This is a genomic window from Streptomyces sp. LS1784 (genome assembly GCF_020103755.1).
In the GTDB taxonomy this organism is placed as follows: domain Bacteria; phylum Actinomycetota; class Actinomycetes; order Streptomycetales; family Streptomycetaceae; genus Kitasatospora.
In genome coordinates, this window is the sequence record NZ_JAHSQD010000019.1 from 21,364 (window position 1) to 38,779 (window position 17,416).

General features: G+C 72.5%; 16 protein-coding genes. 8 read left to right on the top strand and 8 right to left on the bottom strand.

Annotated elements, in window-relative coordinates:
- Nucleotides 1-139 precede the first annotated feature (139 nt).
- A complete protein-coding gene (gene aceB / locus KS423_RS04755) occupies nt 140-1,822 on the top strand; it encodes a malate synthase A (RefSeq protein WP_224275169.1) in 1,683 nt (560 codons plus the stop codon).
- A gap of 144 nt (nt 1,823-1,966) precedes the next feature.
- On the top strand, nt 1,967-2,368 hold the full coding sequence (locus tag KS423_RS04760) for a gamma-glutamylcyclotransferase (RefSeq protein WP_224275171.1): 402 nt from the start codon (nt 1,967-1,969) through the stop codon (nt 2,366-2,368).
- 140 nt (nt 2,369-2,508) lie between these two features.
- On the opposite strand, the gene KS423_RS04765 is transcribed toward KS423_RS04760, so the two are convergent.
- Complete coding sequence (locus tag KS423_RS04765; protein ID WP_224275172.1) at nt 2,509-3,549, bottom strand: helix-turn-helix transcriptional regulator; 1,041 nt, start codon at nt 3,547-3,549, stop codon at nt 2,509-2,511.
- Nucleotides 3,550-3,604: 55 nt separating this feature from the next.
- On the opposite strand from KS423_RS04765, the gene KS423_RS04770 reads away from it, so the two are divergent.
- On the top strand, nt 3,605-4,861 hold the full coding sequence (locus KS423_RS04770) for an MFS transporter (protein WP_224275174.1): 1,257 nt from the start codon (nt 3,605-3,607) through the stop codon (nt 4,859-4,861).
- 256 nt (nt 4,862-5,117) lie between these two features.
- Here KS423_RS04770 and KS423_RS04775 read toward each other — a convergent pair whose 3' ends face one another.
- The 7 genes from KS423_RS04775 to KS423_RS04805 form a co-directional block, all read right to left on the bottom strand.
- Entirely contained in the window at nt 5,118-6,503 is a 1,386-nt protein-coding gene (locus KS423_RS04775) for an 8-oxoguanine deaminase (RefSeq protein WP_224275176.1), read from the bottom strand.
- A 67-nt stretch (nt 6,504-6,570) separates the two neighbouring features.
- Entirely contained in the window at nt 6,571-8,034 is a 1,464-nt protein-coding gene (locus KS423_RS04780; protein WP_224275178.1) for a nucleobase:cation symporter-2 family protein, read from the bottom strand.
- A 316-nt stretch (nt 8,035-8,350) separates the two neighbouring features.
- Nucleotides 8,351-9,271, bottom strand: coding sequence for a factor-independent urate hydroxylase (gene pucL, locus KS423_RS04785; protein ID WP_224275181.1), 921 nt, complete (start codon nt 9,269-9,271; stop codon nt 8,351-8,353).
- A 32-nt stretch (nt 9,272-9,303) separates the two neighbouring features.
- A complete protein-coding gene (gene uraH / locus KS423_RS04790) occupies nt 9,304-9,639 on the bottom strand; it encodes a hydroxyisourate hydrolase (protein WP_224275184.1) in 336 nt (111 codons plus the stop codon).
- A 95-nt stretch (nt 9,640-9,734) separates the two neighbouring features.
- The gene (gene uraD / locus KS423_RS04795; protein ID WP_224275185.1) at nt 9,735-10,238 is read right to left on the bottom strand and encodes a 2-oxo-4-hydroxy-4-carboxy-5-ureidoimidazoline decarboxylase; all 504 of its coding nucleotides are present in this window, start codon (nt 10,236-10,238) and stop codon (nt 9,735-9,737) included.
- Between the two features lie 246 nt (nt 10,239-10,484).
- Nucleotides 10,485-10,865, bottom strand: a complete 381-nt coding sequence (locus KS423_RS04800; protein WP_224275187.1) for a helix-turn-helix domain-containing protein — start codon at nt 10,863-10,865, stop codon at nt 10,485-10,487.
- Entirely contained in the window at nt 10,862-11,107 is a 246-nt protein-coding gene (locus KS423_RS04805; protein WP_224275198.1) for a thiamine-binding protein, read from the bottom strand. Before KS423_RS04805 ends, KS423_RS04800 begins: the two co-directional genes overlap by 4 nt.
- Before the next feature lie 214 nt (nt 11,108-11,321).
- On the opposite strand from KS423_RS04805, the gene KS423_RS04810 reads away from it, so the two are divergent.
- The 5 genes from KS423_RS04810 to alc all read left to right on the top strand — a co-directional run.
- Entirely contained in the window at nt 11,322-12,167 is an 846-nt protein-coding gene (locus KS423_RS04810) for a TIM barrel protein (RefSeq protein WP_224275189.1), read from the top strand.
- A gap of 85 nt (nt 12,168-12,252) precedes the next feature.
- Complete coding sequence (locus KS423_RS04815; RefSeq protein WP_224275190.1) at nt 12,253-13,140, top strand: 2-hydroxy-3-oxopropionate reductase; 888 nt, start codon at nt 12,253-12,255, stop codon at nt 13,138-13,140.
- 459 nt (nt 13,141-13,599) lie between these two features.
- Entirely contained in the window at nt 13,600-14,742 is a 1,143-nt protein-coding gene (locus KS423_RS04820; RefSeq protein WP_224275193.1) for a glycerate kinase, read from the top strand.
- A 190-nt stretch (nt 14,743-14,932) separates the two neighbouring features.
- Nucleotides 14,933-16,321: an allantoinase AllB gene (gene allB / locus KS423_RS04825; protein WP_224275195.1), complete on the top strand. Its 1,389-nt coding sequence runs from the start codon at nt 14,933-14,935 to the stop codon at nt 16,319-16,321.
- Between the two features lie 10 nt (nt 16,322-16,331).
- On the top strand, nt 16,332-17,416 hold a 1,085-nt coding region (gene alc, locus KS423_RS04830), incomplete at its 3' end, for an allantoicase (RefSeq protein ID WP_224275197.1).

Genomic DNA, 17,416 nt, shown 5'->3' on the forward strand with positions numbered 1-17,416 from the left:
ATTCTGTATCGCGGAAACTAGTCTCCACCCTACAGAATCGAACTCGCCGACAGGCGGGTTCCGATCGAGGAAGTTCCCCGGGGAACCTCCCACCGGAGCTCCCCTCGCCAGGCTCAACCGTCTTAGGAGTGTCCTGCTCATGGCTGCAGATCAGGGGCCCTCCCCCAGCCTCCGGCCGGGGGTACCCCCAACCGCGTCCTCCCCTTCCGCTCCGGTCGTCACTGTCGCCGGTCCTCGTGTCCACCGGGCGGAGGAGGTGCTCACTCCGGAGGCGATCGCCTTCGTCGGCGGGCTCCATCGCGCCTTCGAGGGGCGCCGGCAGGAACTGCTGGCCAGGCGGAGGAGCCGCCGCGCCGAGATCGCCGCCGCCGGCACGCTGGACTTCCTCCCCGAGACCGCCGACATCCGGGCCGGGGACTGGAAGGTCGCCGAGGCGCCCCGCGCGCTCCAGGACCGCCGGGTCGAGATCACCGGCCCGACCGACCGCAAGATGGTCGTCAACGCGCTCAACTCCGGGGCGAGGGTCTGGCTCGCCGACTTCGAGGACGCCACCTCCCCGACCTGGGAGAACGTGGTCGGCGGCCAGGTCAATCTGATCGACGCCTTCGAGGGCCGGATCGACTTCACCAGTGCGGCCGGGAAGGCCTACGCCCTCAAGCCCGCCGCCGAGCTCGCCACCGTCGTGGTCCGCCCGCGCGGCTGGCACCTGGACGAGAACCACCTGCTGGTCGACGGCACCCCGGTGGCCGGCGCGTTCGTCGACTTCGGCCTCTACTTCTTCCACAACGCCGCCCGACTGCTGGCCAAGGGCGAGGGGGACCCGAACTCCGGCCCGTACTTCTACCTGCCGAAGACCGAGAGCCACCTTGAGGCCCGGCTGTGGAACGACGTGTTCACGCACGCCCAGGCCGAACTCGGCGTCCCGCACGGCACGATCCGGGCGACCGTGCTGATCGAGACCATCACCGCCGCCTTCGAGATGGACGAGATCCTCCACGAGCTGCGCGACCACGCGGCGGGCCTCAACGCCGGGCGCTGGGACTACCTGTTCTCGATCGTCAAGAACTTCCGCGACGCCGGCGAGCACTACATCCTGCCGGACCGCAACAGCGTCACCATGGCCTCGCCGTTCATGTCCGCCTACACCCGGCTGCTGGTGCAGACCTGCCACAAGCGCGGTGCCCACGCGATCGGCGGCATGGCCGCGTTCATCCCGAGCCGCCGCGACCCCGAGGTCAACGCGGCCGCGCTGGAGAAGGTCAGGGCGGACAAGGACCGGGAGGCGGGCAACGGCTTCGACGGCTCCTGGGTCGCCCACCCCGACCTGGTGCCGGTCGCCCGGGCCTCCTTCGACGCGGTGCTCGGCGAGCGCCCCCACCAGAAGGACAACCCCGGCCCGGCCGAGCCGGTGACCGCCGCCCAGCTGCTCGACATCGCCGGCGCCGGCGGCACCTGCACCCACGCGGGGCTGCACAACGCCGTCCAGGTCGGCATCCGCTACATCGAGGCCTGGCTGCGGGGTCTGGGCGCCGTCGGCATCTTCAACATGATGGAGGACGCCGCCACCGCCGAGATCTCCCGCTCGCAGATCTGGCAGTGGATCCACAACGGGGTCGTGCTGTCCGACACGGGGGAGAAGGCCACCGCCGAGCTGGTCCGCGCGCTGGTCGCCGCGGAGCTGGCCGGACTCCTCGCCGAACTGGGCGAGGAGGCCTACAGTGCCGGCCGTTGGCACGAGGCCGCCAGGCTCTTCGAACAGGTCGCCCTGGCCGAGGAGTTCGTGGACTTCCTGACCCTTCCCGCGCTGCCCCTGCTGGGCTGAGCCCGACCTGCCCGCCGGTGCCACCGCTGCTGCCTGCCGGTCTGTGGCACCCCGGCGGTCCACCACTGCGTTCCGTACGGCGACGAATCCACCTGTCCTCTCGTCGCCGTGCGGAACGGTCTTTTCCACGTGAGGAGTTCACTCATGACGCGCATGTTCTTCAACGGCCAGGCGATGGTCGGCGGCCCCTTCCACGCCAAGGTCGCCGACTCGCTGATCGGGCCGGCCCGGACCGCCCCCGGCTACCGCTTCTTCTCCATCGACCACAGCGGCGGGACGGACGTCTGTCCGGGACTGCTGGCCGACCCGGAGGCGGACACCGCCATCGAGGGCGAGCTGTACGACATCCCGCTGGAGCGGCTGCGGGACGTCATCCTGCCGGGCGAACCGCGGGAGCTGGAGCTGGGTGTCATCAAGCTGGAGGACGGCTCGGCCTGCCTGTCGATGCTGCTGGCCCGCGGCGAGGTCGAGCGCGGCGTGCATCGCGAGATCACCCACCACGGCGGCTGGCGTGCCTACCTCGCCACGATCGGGCGCGAGGCCTGACGGCGGGAGGCGCGACGCGGCACGGTGCGGCTCGCCTCGGCACGCCTCGCCGGGGATCGGCGCCGGAACGGATGACAGCTGACAACTTTCGTCAGCTGTTAGCTGTTATCCGTCCGCTGAAATCCGTCCACCGAAACCTGTCAGCCCCCCGCCGCGAGGTTCGGGCGCCCCGCCACCATCGCGTCGCCCAGCGGGCTGCGCCGGTACAGCACGCTGCGGCCGAGCCGGTTGCGCTCCAGCAGCCCGGCCTCCGCGAGCGCGCCCAGGTGACGGCTGACCGCACCCGGGGTGACCCCGAGCCGGTGCGCCAGCTCCGTCGTGCTGGCCGGGGTCGCCAGCAGCGCCAGCAGCCTGGCCCTGGGGGCGCCGATCAGTCCGGCCAGCGGCCCGTCGACCGCCGCCCGAGCTTCGGCGCCGGCGGGCCCCAGGCCCTCCGCCATCGTCGCCTTGCCGCGCGCCGGGTAGCAGACCAGCGGCGGCCCGCCCTGGGTGACGTCGGTCTGCGCGCCGAGCCCGAACAGCGTCGGGATCAGCACCAGTCCGCGCCCGGCGACGTTCACCGTGGTGCCCACCGCCTTCACCGCCGGGTGCGGGTCGACGAGCCGCAGCACCCCGGCGTGCCAGCTCAGCCTGGCGTCGAGGTCCGCGAACAGCCCCTCCGCCCCGCGCTCCGAGAGCATCCGCCCCCGGTAGGCGATGTCCGCCTCCAGCACCGAGCGGGCGCGCGGCCACCAGGCGGGGGCGAGGCAGCGCGTCCAGTACGCCTCCAGCGCCTCGGCCGCCCGGGCGGCCAGCGCCGCCGGGTCGTCGATCAGCCCGGCCAGCACCGGCGGCAGCGGGCTCGGGTTCCCGCCGCCTCGGTAGGCCTCCAGCACGTCGGCCCGCACCACCTCCGGAGGGGTGGCCGCCAGCCGTGCCAGCTCGGCCGAGAAGTCCGGGCGGGGGCCGAGCGGACGCGGCGTCAGGAAGTCCGGCACGAAGCCGACCGGCGCGATCATCGACTCCAGCAGCGCGGTGTCCAGCGTCTCGTAGCGGTCCTGCCAGCCGGCGGTCCACGGCTGCTGCGCCGGGTAGCGCCCGGGCCAGTGGCGGGCGCGCAGGCTCAACACCGCCTCCTGCAGGGCGGAGTAGCCGAACCAGGTGGCGGCGAGGTCGTCGACGCCCAAGTGGAACTCGAACATTGACCGCAACGGTAAAAGAGTTCCGCCACCGGGGGAAGCCCGCTGTCCTACTGCCATGACCTCCACCGCGGTGCTTCCCTCGGCCGTCCGACGGCTGCTGCCGGCCGACCCCCTGCTGCGCAGGCTTGCCCTGATGAGCCTGGTGAACACCGTCGGCAACGGCCTGTTCGTGACCGTCAGCGTGCTGTTCCTGACCCGCTCCGTCGGTCTGACCCCGAGCCGGATCGCGCTCGGGCTGAGCGTGGCCGGCGTCTGCGGGGTGTTCGCCGGGGTGCCGATGGGCCGGCTCGCGGACCGGGTCGGCAGCAAGCGGCTGTTGATGGTGGTCGGGCCGCTGGAGGCGCTCGCCGTGCTCGGCTACGCCTTCGTGCACTCCTTCGCCGCCTTCGTCGCCCTGGCCTGTGTGGCGACGGTGCTGGAGCGCGGTGCGGCGGCGGTGCGCAGCGCCCTGATCGCCCGGACACTGCCGGCCGAGACCCAGGTGCGTTCGCGCTCGCTGCTGCGCTCGGTGATGAACGCGGGGCTGGTGGTCGGGTCCGGCGGTGCGGCGCTGGCGCTGCAGTCCGACAGCTACGCCGGGTACGTCACCATGATGGTCCTGGACGCCGCGAGCTTCCTGGGCGCGACGGCACTGCTGGCCGGCCTGCCCGACCGTGACCCGACGGTCCGCCGGACGACCGGTCCGCAGGCCCCGGTGGCCCCGGTGGGACGGCGGACGGTGCTGCGCGACCGCCGCTACCTGCTGGTCACCGTGCTGCACGCGCTGCTGGAGCTCCAACTCCCGGTGCTCACCGTGGGGATCCCGCTGTGGATCGTGCTCGCGACGGACGCGCCGGCGGCGGTGGTCGCCGCGGTCGACGTGGTCAACTGCCTGCTGGTGGTGGTGTTCCAGGTGCGGGCGAGTCGCGGGGTGGACGACGTTCCGTCGGCGGCCCGGGCCTGTGCCCGGGGCGGCCTGCTGCTGGCGGGCGGCTGCCTGCTCTACGCGGCGGCGGGGTCGGGCCCGGCGGCGGTCGCCACCGCGGCGGTCCTGGTGGGTGCCCTGGTGCACAGCCTCGGCGAGCTGCTCACCTCCGCGGGCGGTTGGACGCTGAGCCTGGACCTGGCCGATCCGCGGTCCCACGGCGAGTACCAGGGCGTGTTCATGAGCGGCCAGGCGGCGGCCCACGTGATCGGGCCGCTGGTGATCAGCCTGACCGTGGTCGCCCACGGCGCGGTCGGCTGGGCCGTCCTGGCCGGGGTGTTCGTCCTCGCGGGCGCCGCTCTCCAGGCTGCCGTCCGGCACACGGAGCAACCGGCTGCCATCGGCTGACCACGAACCCGCCGACCACGAACCCGCTGTCCACGAGCCCCCGGTCCGCGGCCCCCTCCGCGGCCCCCCGATCCGCGGTTCCCTCCGCGGCCCCCTGATCGTCCGGCCCGCTTCCCACGGGGGTGGGAGCGGGCCGGAGGCACGCCACGGCCCCGGACCCTCGCCGTGGGTCCGGGGCCACGGTCCGTACACCCGCCGGGGTGGACGGAGTCCGGGGGCGCACCGTCCCTGGGCGCCCCCGGAGTGCGGGTGGGCGTCAGACCGGACGGGCCGCCAGCTCGCGGGCGGCCCGCGCGCAGTCACGCGCGATCCGGTCCTCGTCGACGGTGGTCAGCTGCCCCTTCTCGACCACCGCGTTGCCGTTGACGAACAGCACGGACAGCGGCGGCAGCGCCCCGAAGGTGAGCGCGGCGACCGGGTCGGCGATGGACGAGTGCATGATTCCGTCGATCTTCCACAGCGCCAGGTCGGCGAGCTTGCCGGCCTCGATCGAGCCGATCTCGTCCTGCCGACCGAGCACCCGGGCGCCGCCCATGGTGCCCAGGCGCAGCGCCTGCCGCCCGGTCAGCGCGGTGGGGGAGCCGTGCAGCCGGTTGATCAGCAGGGCGTTTCGCAGCTCGGTGCCGAGCTCGCCGGACTCGTTGGAGGCGGTGCCGTCGACGCCGAGGCCGACCGGGACGCCGGCCCGGAGCATGTCGGGCACCCGGGCGATGCCGGCGGCCAGTCGGGCGTTGGAGGACGGGCAGTGGGCGACGCCGGTGCCGGTCTCGGCGAACTTGGCGATGTCGGAGTCGTTCATGTGCACGCAGTGCGCCATCCAGACGTCCTCGCCGAGCCAGCCCACCGACTCGAAGTAGTCGGTCGGCCCCATGCCGAACAGTTCCTTGCAGAACTGTTCCTCCTCGGCCGTCTCCGAGCCGTGGGTGTGCAGCCGGACGCCCTTGCGGCGGGCGAGCTCGGCGGTCTGGCGGAGCAGGTCGGTGGAGACCGAGAAGGGCGAGCAGGGTGCGATGGCGACGTGCAGCATCGAGCCGAAGGAGGAGTCGTGGTACCGGTCCACGGCGGCCTCGGAGGCGGTCAGGATGTCGTCCAGCGCCTCGACCGCGTGGTCCGGCGGCAGCCCGCCGTCCTTCTTGGAGCGGTCCATCGAGCCGCGCAGCGCGGTGAAGCGCAGGCCGAGCTCCCGGACGGCCCCGATGGAGGCGCCGAGCACGTCGCCGCCGTCCTCGGGGAAGACGTAGTGGTGGTCCGCGGCGGTGGTGCAGCCGGACTTGAGCAGTGCGGCGGCGGAGCCCTGGCTGGCGGCGTGCACGAGCCTCTCGTCGATCCGCGCCCAGGTCGGGTAGAGGGCGACCAGCCAGTCGAACAGGATGTCGTCCTGGGCCAGGCCGCGGGTGATCCACTGGTAGAAGTGGTGGTGGGTGTTGACCAGGCCGGGGGTGGCCAGGTGTCCCTCGCCGTTGATCCGGCGCACCACGTTGTCCAGCCACGCGGGGGCGGGGCCGTCGCCCACCGCCTCGATGGTGTTGCCGAGGATGACCACGTGGCCGCGGGCGTACTCGGTGTCGTTCGCGTCCACGGTGGCGATCGCGACGTTCTCGATCACGATCCGCTGGTCGGCGGGCGGGGGCTGGACTGCCATGGGGTGACTCCTATGGGGGAGGGCTGGGAGGGGCGCGCACCGAAGGGCGCACGCCCTCCCCGGCCGGTCAGGACGGTGTCGCCGTCGGCACCGTCGCGCCGGAGGCCTGGCCGGACGTGGTATGGCGGGCGGTCCCGACGTGGTGGAAGAGCAGGTTGAGCAGGACGGCCATCACGGAGCCGGCCGAGATCCCCGAGTGCATCAGGGTCCTTACGGCCTCCGGGAAGGAGTCGTAGAACGTCGGCACGGCGATCGGGATGATGCCGACACCGAGTGAGACCGACACCAGGATGGTGTTCGAGCCGGACTCCATCCCCGCCTCCGCGAGGGTGCGGATGCCGCTGGCCGCGACCGTGCCGAAGAGCACGATCCCGGCGCCGCCGAGGACGGGCTGCGGTACCAGGGAGACGAGCGAGCCCAGCACGGGGAACAGCCCCAGCAGGACCAGGATGGCTCCGCCGGCCGCGACCACGTAGCGGCTGCGGATCCTCGTCAGCGCCACCAGCCCGATGTTCTGGGCGAAGGCGCTGGCGGCGAAGCCGTTGAAGACGGGACTGAGCGCGGTGGCCAGACCGTCGGCCCGCAGGCCGGCGGCGAGGGTGGGCTCGTCCGCCTCGCGATCGACGATCTTGCCGAGGGCGAGCATGTCGGCGGTGGACTCGGTCATCGAGACCATCATGACGATGCACATCGAGACGATCGCGGCGGCGTCGAACATCGGCGCGCCGAAGTGGAACGGGGAGGGGAGCGAGAAGACGTTCGCGTCCTTGACCGCGCCGAAGTCGGCGAGCCCCAGCGGGAAGGCGATCAGGGTGCCGAGCGCCAAGCCGATGAGCAGCGACAGCTGCTGCCAGAAACCGTGCAGCAGCCGGTTGCAGAGCACCACCGCGACGAGGGTGATCGCGGCGAGGCCGATGGCCCGCATGGAGCCGTACCCGGGGGCGCCCGGCGAGCCGCCGCGCGCCCAGTTGACCGCCACCGGAAGCAGGGACACCCCGATGAGGGTGATCACGGTGCCCTGGACGACCGGGGGGAAGAACCGGATGAGCTTGCAGAAGTACGGTGCCGCGAGGAAGCACAGGAGCCCCGCGACGATCACCGATCCGAAGATCACCGGGAGGGCGTCCTTCGGTCCGTGCTCCTTCGCTATGGCGATCATGGGCGCGACCCCCGCGAAGGAGACGCCGTTCACGAACGGCAGTCGCGCGCCGATCTTCCAGATGCCGAGCGTCTGGAGGAGGGTGGCCAGTCCGGCGGTGAACAGGCTGGCCGAGATGAGCAGGGCGAGTTCGGCGGCGGAGAGCCCGACGCCGGCGCCGACGATGAGCGGGGGTGCGACGACCCCCGCGTACATCGCGGCGACGTGCTGGAGTCCGGTGGAGAACAGCTTCACCGGGGGCAGCAACTCGTCCACGGGGTGGGTCCCGGGCCGGGGCGGCTCGCCGGGGAGGTGTGCCGACACGCCGTCCGGGCCGTGCGCTCTTTCCGGGGTGGAACCGCCGTCTGTACTGCTGGTGTTGCTGGGTGCCATGTCGAGCCCCTCTTGTGCCCGTGGCTCCCGGCGCGCCCGTGGCGCTGGAGTGCGGCTGGTGCTGGTGTGACCGAGAGCGGGACGGCGGTGCAAGGATCCCTCGGCCGGCCTCTCCAGTGCCCCGGGCCGGCCGCCGCGAGGCAGACACGAACTCCGGTGGGTGGGGGTGGGGGTGGAGAAACTGCTGGTACGGATGGAACGCGCGGTGGTGCGGTGGTGGGGTCGGTGGAGCGGCCCGCCCGGACTCGACCGGCCCGTGGGGACCGGAGGGTGCGGCGATTCCGGGCGGTGTCCACCTGGTGGTGGGGCGGGGAGGTCAGGCGACCGGGATGACCGGGACGACGCCCTCGCGGTGCACGGTGCCCTCGATCAGGCCGTACATGCGGTCCGCGGCGAAGTAGACCTCGTTGTCGTTCTTGAGGCCGAACGGCTCCAGGTCGACCAGGAAGTGGTGCTTGTTGGGCAGTTCGAGCCGGACCTCGTCCACCTCGGCGCGGTTGTTGAGGACCCGGGTGCCCATCGCGTGCAGGGTCTGCTGCAGCGAGTAGGAGTAGGTCTCGGCGAAGGCCTCCAGCATGTGCCGCTTCACCTGGGTGTAGGAGCGGTTCCAGTTGGGCTGGGCCTCGCCGTCCCTGCCGCTGTAGCCGAACTTCCAGCGGGCGGTGACCTGGGTGGCGAGGATGCGGTCGTAGGATTCCTGGAGGGTGGTGTAGCCGTCCTTGATGTAGCCCCAGAACTCCGAGTTGGTGGAGTTCAGGACGACCAGGTCCTTCAGGCCGGAGATCACCTGGACGGACTCGCCGTCGTAGACGATCTCGCTGGTGCGGGTCTCCTGGCCGCTGCGGACGAAGGAGTGGCCGACCTCCTCCGAGCCGATGAAGCGGGCCGAGCTGTCCGGGGTCCGGATCCGCTCCCAGGCGTACTCCTCGATCCGGATCCGGGCGCTGTGCACGACGCCGCGCTCGGTGTCGTCGACGAAGTGGCGCGCCAGGAGGATGCCGAAGGCCTCGGCCGACTCGATGCCGTACTTCTTGGCGAAGGCGTAGACGGTGTTCTTGGTGGTGTCGGTGGGAAGGCAGTTGGCGTTGGACCCCGTGAGGTGGACGTCCTCGAACTCGCCGCGGAGCGAGACCGAGACGTTCAGGTCCTTGATCTCGTGCCGGGTGGAGTCGCGGTGGATCCGGACGATGCGGCTCTCCGCCTTGCCGTACTGGTTCTGGCCGAGCACGTGGGCCATGACGTGGCTCCTAAGCTTTCAAGGTCGGTCCACTAGCTTCCGCGGTAGACCGAGTATCCGAACGGGTTGAGCAGCAACGGCACGTGGTAGTGGTGCTGTTCGGGCGCGACCGTGAAGACGATCGAGACCTCGGGGAAGAACGGCGGCTCGGAGGACTTGAGCGCGTGGTAAGCGCCGGTGTCGAAGAGCAGCCGGACGACCGAGCCCGCCTCCACGGCCGGCAGGTCCTTGGCCCGGCCGTCGGAGTCCGTGGCGGAGGTGCCGAGCACCTGCCAGCCACCCTCGGTTTGCAGTGCGAGCTCGACCGGGACGCCCTCGGCCGGGTGGCCGAGGCTGGTGTCGAGCACGTGGGTGGAGATGCCAGTCATGGGTGGAGTGACCTTACTGATGGCAGAAGTGATGGTGCGTCAGTTTCCTGATGGGGCAACCGGAACGATTCGGTGCGAAACAAACTGGCGGATTGTCAGGGCGCATCGAGCAGGCGGTTGAGCCGGATGTCGTTGATCTTGCACAGCTCCCCTCGGACGATCTCCGCCTCGGTGGCGGCGTCGTTGGGGTGGCGATCGCGCAGGGCGGCGAGCATCCCGACCGCGGTGCGGCCGGTCGCGCAGATCAGGAACACATGGCCGAACTTGGCCTCGTAGGCGGCGTTGGCCTCGTGTAGTTCGTCGAGGATCGCCTGGTTCACGCCCTGGATTCCGGCCTGTTCGCGCTCGGAGGTGGCGTCGCCCGCCATGGGCTCGCCGATCCGGGCGTGGCCGGCCATCGCGTCGCGCAGATCCTCGGTCGTCAGTGACGCCATGGCCGCCGAATTGGCGGCGAGCAGGGCCTCACGGTCGGACCAGGGTCGGGCCTCCACGATCGCGGCGGCCCAGCGGGGGCTGGAGCATACCTCCAGCAGGATCTCTTCCAACTCCGCGGCGTCGGCCGCGGCCAGGGCGTCAAGGGTGTGGGGATGGTTGGTCACGAGTGGACCTCCTGAAGAGTGGTGCCACCCGGAAAAGCTAGATCGGCCCCACCCGGCCGTCAACACTTTGTTGAACGGTTGGTGGTTACGTTTTGAACCGGGCCGCGGTGCCGGGCCCTTTCGTGTGCGATTCGCCAAGTGTGCCCCGCCGCAGGCCGATCCAGTCCTGCCATGCCGGCGGGGTCACCCGTTCGGAAGCCCCCGGAATGGGGTCGCATGCGCCCCGGAGGGCGCCGAACCGGGGCGTCAGGACGACTTCGCGCCGTCCTGGCGGTTCAGGTAGTTGTACACGGTGAAGCGGCTGACGCCCAGAGCCGAGGCGACGGTCTCCACGCCGTGGCGGACGGTGAAGGCGCCGCGCTCCTCCAGGAGGGCGACGACTCGCTGCTTCTCCAGTCGGTCGAGCTCGGCCAGCGGGCGGCCGTCGAACTGGCGGGTCATCTCGGCGAGCAGTCGGTCCAGTGCGCTGCCCAGGTGCGGCAGTCGGACGGCCAGGGCCGGGACGCCCTCCCACTCCAGGACCACGTCGTCGGGCTTCGCCTCGTCCAGCGGGACGGGCGTCGCGCCGACCGCGGCCAGCAGCGGCTTCACCGCCGCGGCGAGCGGGTGTTCCACGTTCTCGGTCACGGCGTACCGCCCTCCTCGCCCAGCAGGCTGACCTGGACCGAGATCCGGGTCGCCCCGGCGTCCAGGGTCTCCTTGAGCAGCTTGGTCACCGCGGCGAGGACCTGCTCGGCCTCACCCTCGGCGCCGGTGCCGAAGGGGCCGACCGACACGGCCAGGCCGGCCTCGTCGACGGCCTTGCGGGCCGCCGCGGCGTGCTCCGGGAACGTGTCCAGTTCGAACGGTTCTGTCGTGAACTCCACCATCAATCGCACGAGGTCACTGTAGCGAGCAGGTGTGCGGGCGGGCAGGGGCCGGGTGATCGAACGGTCCGGCCCCCTGGGGCGGCGCACGCCCAGGCTTCTTCAACAAAATGTTGCGACTCTCTTGACACTCGCTCGGCAGGCCGGAGATGCTTCCACCACACAGAATCCCTCTTCCGGATCGTGGAAGTTGCGGATGAAGGAAGAGAGATGAGAGGTGAGTGACGTGACGGCGGCTGCCAAGCACGGCTTCACGGTCAACCTGTCGATCCTGTTCGGCGAACTGCCGCTCCTGGAGCGCCCCGCCGCGGCCGCCGCGGCCGGCTTCACCGCCGCCGAACTCTGGTGGCCCTTCGGGGAGGAGCGCGACCCCTCGCAGGCCGAACTGGACGCGCTGCGCAAGGCGTTCACCGACGCCGGCGTGCGGCTCACCGGCCTCAACCTCCTGGACGACCTGAGCAAGGGCGCTCGCGGTACCGTCTCGGTGCCGTCCGAGCGGGACCGCTTCCGCGCCAACGTCCCGGTCGCCGCGGAACTCGCCGCCTCGCTCGGCGCCACCGCGCTCAACGCGCTGTACGGCAACCGGGTCGAGGGCGTCGACCCGGCCGAGCAGGACGCGCTCGCGCTGGAGCACCTGGTGCTCGCCGCGCGGGCCGCGCACGGAATCGGAGCCGTCCTGCTGATCGAGGCCCTGAACGGGGCCGAGTCGCCGGACTATCCGCTGGTCTCGGCCGCCGCCGCGGTCGAGGTGGTCGACAGGGTCAACGCCGCCACCGGCCTGGGGAACGCCAGATTCCTCTGCGACCTGTACCACCTGGCCAGGAACGGCGAGGACCTGGCGGCCGTCATCGACACCCACGCCGACCGCATCGGCCACGTGCAGATCGCCGACAACCCGGGCCGCAACGAGCCCGGCACCGGAGAGCTGGACTTCGAGGACCTGTTCGCCCGGCTCACGGCCGCGGGCTACACCGGCTCGATCGGCCTGGAGTACCGCCCCTCCACCGGCGTCAGCGCCGACAGCTTCGGGTGGCTGCCGCGCGAACTGCGCGCAGCCGGATAGCGGAGCCGCCAAGGAGCGGAGTCGCCGAGCAGCGCGCCGCGGACCCACCCGACCTCCCACCCGCACACGTAAGGAACTCGACGCGATGAGCCGCAAGATCGCCTTCATCGGCCTCGGCATCATGGGCAGCCCGATGGCCGCCAACCTCGTCAAGGCCGGGCACCACGTCACCGGCTTCAACCTCACCCGGCCGCCGATCGACGCCCTGGTCGCGGCCGGCGGCCACGGCGCCACCAGCATCGCGGACGCGGTGAAGGACGCCGAGGTCGTCATCACGATGGTCCCGGCCGACCCGCAGGTCGAACAGGTCGTCCTGGGCGAGGGCGGCGTGCTGGAGAACGCCAAGCCCGGCACCCTGGTGATCGACATGTCCTCGATCACCCCGCGGACCTCGATCAAGGTCGAGGCCGCCGCCGGGGAGAAGGGCATCCGCACCCTGGACGCCCCGGTCTCGGGCGGCGAGGCCGGCGCCGTGGAGGCCGTCCTGTCGATCATGGTCGGCGGCGCCGCCGAGGACTTCGCCGAGGCCAAGCCGCTGTTCGACGTGCTGGGCACCACGGTCGTCCATGTCGGCCCGTCCGGCGCCGGCCAGACCGTCAAGGCCGCCAACCAGCTGATCGTCGCGGTCAACATCCAGGTGCTCGCCGAGGCCGTGGTGTTCCTGGAGAACGCCGACGTGGACCTCGCGGCCGCGCTGGACGTGCTCGGCGGCGGCCTGGCCGGCTCGACCGTGCTCAACCGCAAGAAGGCGAACATGCTGAACCGCGAGTTCGCCCCCGGCTTCCGGATCGACCTGCACCACAAGGACATGGGCATCGTCACCGACGCCGCCCGCGCCGTGGGCGCCGCGCTGCCGGTCGGCGCCGTGGTGGCCCAGTTGGTCGCCTCCGCCCGGGCCAACGGCGACGGCTCGCTCGACCACTCGGCGCTCCTGCGTGGCGTCGAGCGGCTCTCCGGGCGCGAGGTCGAGTAACACCCCCCGGGGGTTCCCGCGCGGAGCCCCGCCCGAGTTCCTCCTGGCGGCGTGTACCCATCCGGTCGTGCCCGCGCCGTCAGGAGGCCGGACCCGACCGGCGTGCGGGCCGGGGCTCATCCGCCCGCCCGTCGGTCGATCCAAGCCGGTGACGCGTACGTCCCCCTGGGGGCACTTCGGTCGTGCCTGGTACGCGTCGCCCGGCCTCCTCCCTGCCGAGGGGAGCCTCTCGTACGTCGGAAGCGGGACCAGTGGAACGGCGGGGAGGGGGTCGCACCCCCGGGCCGCCCGGGACGGTGCCGGCCCCCCTTCGGAACGCACCGAACGGGGCGCATCTCCTGGGAGCGTTCCGCCCCGGCCACTGCGGCCGAGGAGCTGGCACCCCCGGGCCGCCCCGCCCCATGCTGGACGCACGTCGTACCACCACCGCCAGACCCGTACGGAAGCGAGGACCGCGCCATGCCCCCCACTCCCCGCCAGGGCCATGTGGTCGTCGCCCCCGACAAGTTCAAGGGCAGCCTGGACGGCGCCGAGGTGGCGGCCCGGATCGCCGCAGGCATCCGGCGCGCCGCGCCCGGAACCGAGGTGCGCGAGCTGCCCGTCGCCGACGGCGGCGAGGGCACCCTGGCCGCCGCGCTCGCGGCCGGCTTCAGCCGGGTCCCGGCCAAGGTGACCGGTCCGACCGGACTGCCGGTGGACGCCGCGCTGGCCGTCCGGGACGACACCGCCGTGGTCGAGCTGGCGCAGGCCTCCGGTCTCGCCCGGCTGCCCGGCGGCCGCACCGCCCCGCTCGCGGCCGGGTCCTACGGGGTCGGCCAGCTGATCGCCAAGGCTGTCTCGCTCGGCGTCAAGCGGATCGTGCTGGGCCTCGGCGGCAGCGCCTGTACGGACGGCGGGGCCGGCATGGTGCAGGCGCTCGGGGTGCGGCTGCGCGACGCCGACGGGGTCGAACTCCCGCCCGGCGGCGCTGCGTTGCGCAGGCTCGCGGAGATCGACCTCGGCCCGCTGGTCGACGCCCTGGGCGGCGTCGAGGTCGTGGTGGCCTGCGACGTGGACAACCCGCTGCTCGGGCCGCGCGGCGCCACCGCCGTCTACGGCCCGCAGAAGGGCGCCGACGCCGAGGGCCTGGTGGTCCTGGAGGAGGGGCTGACCACGTTCGCCGACCTGGTCGCCGGGGCCACCGGGCGGGACGTCCGGGAGGCGCCCGGCGCCGGCGCCGCGGGCGGGGTGGGCTTCGCCGCCCTCGCCCTGCTCGGCTCCACCATGCGACCCGGCATCGAGCTGCTGCTCGACCTGCTGGGCTTCGACGGGGCCGTGCGTGGGGCACGCCTCGTCGTGACCGGCGAGGGCTGCCTGGACGCGCAGACGCTCCACGGCAAGGCCCCTGCCGGAGTCGCCGCGGCGGCCGCCCGGGCGGGGGTTCGAGTGGCCGCCGTGGCGGGTCGGCTGGAGCTCTCCGAGCCCGAGTGGCGCGCCGCCGGCTTCACCGCCGCCATCGCGCTGACCGACCTGGCCGAACAGCCGGGGGAGAGCATGACCAGGGCCTCCGAGCTGGCCGAACTCGCGGGGGAGCAGCTGGCCGCCCGGCTGTTGCCCTGCTGAACCCTCGTGCGTTCATCCATTGACGTTTTGTTGAAGGCGGGCCTAGGCTCCCGGCAATCCCTCGCCACCTCCCGCGTTCCACCGCCTCCGAAGCGACGCCCCCCGAGGTGCCGCCCCCCGAAGCGATGCCCTCGAAACACCCCCGAAGCGCCCTCGAACCACCACGACTCCCAGGTTCCGGAGGTCTCCCATGCCTTTCAGCCAACCGACGGTGATCCGCTCCCGGCGGGTGGTCCTGCCCGACGGCGAGCGCCCCGCGGACGTGCTGATCCAGGACGGGAAGATCACCCGGACGGCCCCGCACGGCTCGCTCACGGCCGGTGAGGGCGATCTCGTCGACCTCGGTGACACCGCCCTGCTGCCCGGGCTGGTCGACACCCACGTGCACGTCAACGAGCCCGGCCGCACCGAGTGGGAGGGGTTCGCCACCGCCACCCGGGCCGCCGCGGCCGGCGGCGTCACCACGATCATCGACATGCCGCTCAACTCGATCCCGCCTACCACCACGGTGGCGGGGCTGGCGCTCAAGCGGAAGGCCGCCGAGGGGCAGACCTGGGTCGACCTCGGTTTCTGGGGCGGCGCCGTCCCCGGCAACGTCGCGGACCTCGAACCGTTGCACGAGGAAGGCGTGTTCGGCTTCAAGAGCTTCCTCGCGCCCTCCGGGGTGGACGAGTTCCCGCACGTCGAGGCCGCCGACCTGGCGGCCGCGCTGGCCGAGCAGGCCCGGATCGGGGCGCTGGCGATCATCCACGCCGAGGACCCGGCCGTGCTGGCCGCCGCCCCGCAGCAGCCCGGCGTCCACTACCGGGACTTCCTGGCCTCCCGGCCCGCCGACGCGGAGACCGCGGCCGTCGCCCACCTGCTCGACACGGCCCGGCGCACCGGTGCCCGGGTGCACATCCTGCACGTCTCCTCCGCCGCCGTGCTGCCGCTGCTGCGGCAGGCCCGCGAGGACGGCGTACGGGTGACCGCCGAGACCTGTCCGCACTACCTGACCCTCGCGGCCGAGCAGGTGCCGGACGGCGACACCGCCTTCAAGTGCTGCCCGCCGATCCGCGACGAGTCCAACCGGGACGCGCTCTGGGAGGCCCTGGCGAACGGCGAGTTCATCGCCGTCGTCTCCGACCACTCGCCGTCCACCCCCGACCTCAAACTGCTGCCCGAGTACGGCGGCAGCGGCGACTTCGCAGCCGCCTGGGGCGGCATCGCCTCGCTCCAGCTCGGCCTGCCGGCCGTCTGGACCGAGGCCCGCCGGCGCGGCCACACCCTCGTCGATGTGGTGCGTTGGATGTCCGCCGGACCGGCCGAACTGGCCGGCCTCACCGGCACCAAGGGCGCCATCGCCGCCGGCCACGACGCGGACCTGGTCGCCTTCGACCCGGACGGCGAGTTCGCCGTCCGGGCGAGCGGACTGCACCACCGCAACCCGGTGACGCCCTACGCGGGCCGGACCCTCACCGGTGCGGTGCGCGCCACCTGGTTGCGCGGTCGCGAGGTGGACCCCGCAGCCCGCCCCTTCGGCCGGCAGCTCGTCCGGCCCCGTTCCCACCCCGCCACCACCCCGTCCGAACGCGCCTAGAGGAGAGTCAGTGACCACTGCCGACAACCCGAGTGCTCCCTTCACCGAGCTGGTCAACCTGGCCTCCCGGCTGCTCGGCGCGGGCGTCGTCGCCACGAACGAGGACACCTTCGCGGACGCCGAGAACCTGCTGGTCGCCAAGCCGGCCGAGTTCCGCCCGCACACGTTCGGCCACAAGGGCCAGATCATGGACGGCTGGGAGTCCAAGCGCCGCCGCGGTGTCTCCGCCGACCAGCCGCACCCCACCGACGAGGACCACGACTGGACGATCGTCCGGCTCGGTGCCGCCGGGGTGGTCCGCGGTGTGATCGTGGACACCGCCCACTTCACCGGCAACTACCCGGAGTCCGCCTCGGTCGAGGCCGCGTCCGTCCCCGGCCACCCCTCGCCCGAGGAACTCCAGGACGCCGAGTGGACCACGATCGTGCCGCGCACCGGGCTGAGGGGCGACACCGCCCACGAGTTCGCCGTCACGGACGGCACCCGCTACACCCACGTGCGGCTGAACATCTTCCCGGACGGCGGCGTCGCCCGGCTGCGGGTGCACGGCGAGGTGCTGCCCGACCCGCGCGAACTGGACGGCCTCACCTTCGACCTGGCCGCCCAGGAGTACGGCGGCGTGGCCGAGGCGGCGTCCGACCGCTACTTCTCCTCCCCGCACAACCTGAACGCTCCCGGCCGCGCCTCCGTCATGGGCGACGGTTGGGAGACCCGGCGTCGGCGCGACAAGGCCAACGACTGGGTGCAGATCGCCCTGGCCGGGGGCGGTGAGGTCCTGGCCGTCGAGGTGGACACCTCCTGCTTCGTCGCCAATGCCCCCGGCTGGGCCGATCTGATCGGCTTCGACGCCTCGACCGGGGCCGACCCGGCCGAGGGCGAGTGGTTCGAACTCCTGGCTCGCACGCGACTCCAGCCCGACACCCGGCACCGTTTCCGGCTCGACACCGGCCGCGCGGTGACCCACGTGCGCATCAACGTCCACCCGGACGGCGGGCTGGCCCGCCTCCGGCTCACCGGCCGCCTCACCGGGGCCGGCCGCGCCGCGCTGGCGCTGCGCTGGTTCAACGCCCTCCCGGCCGCCGAGGCCGTCGCGGC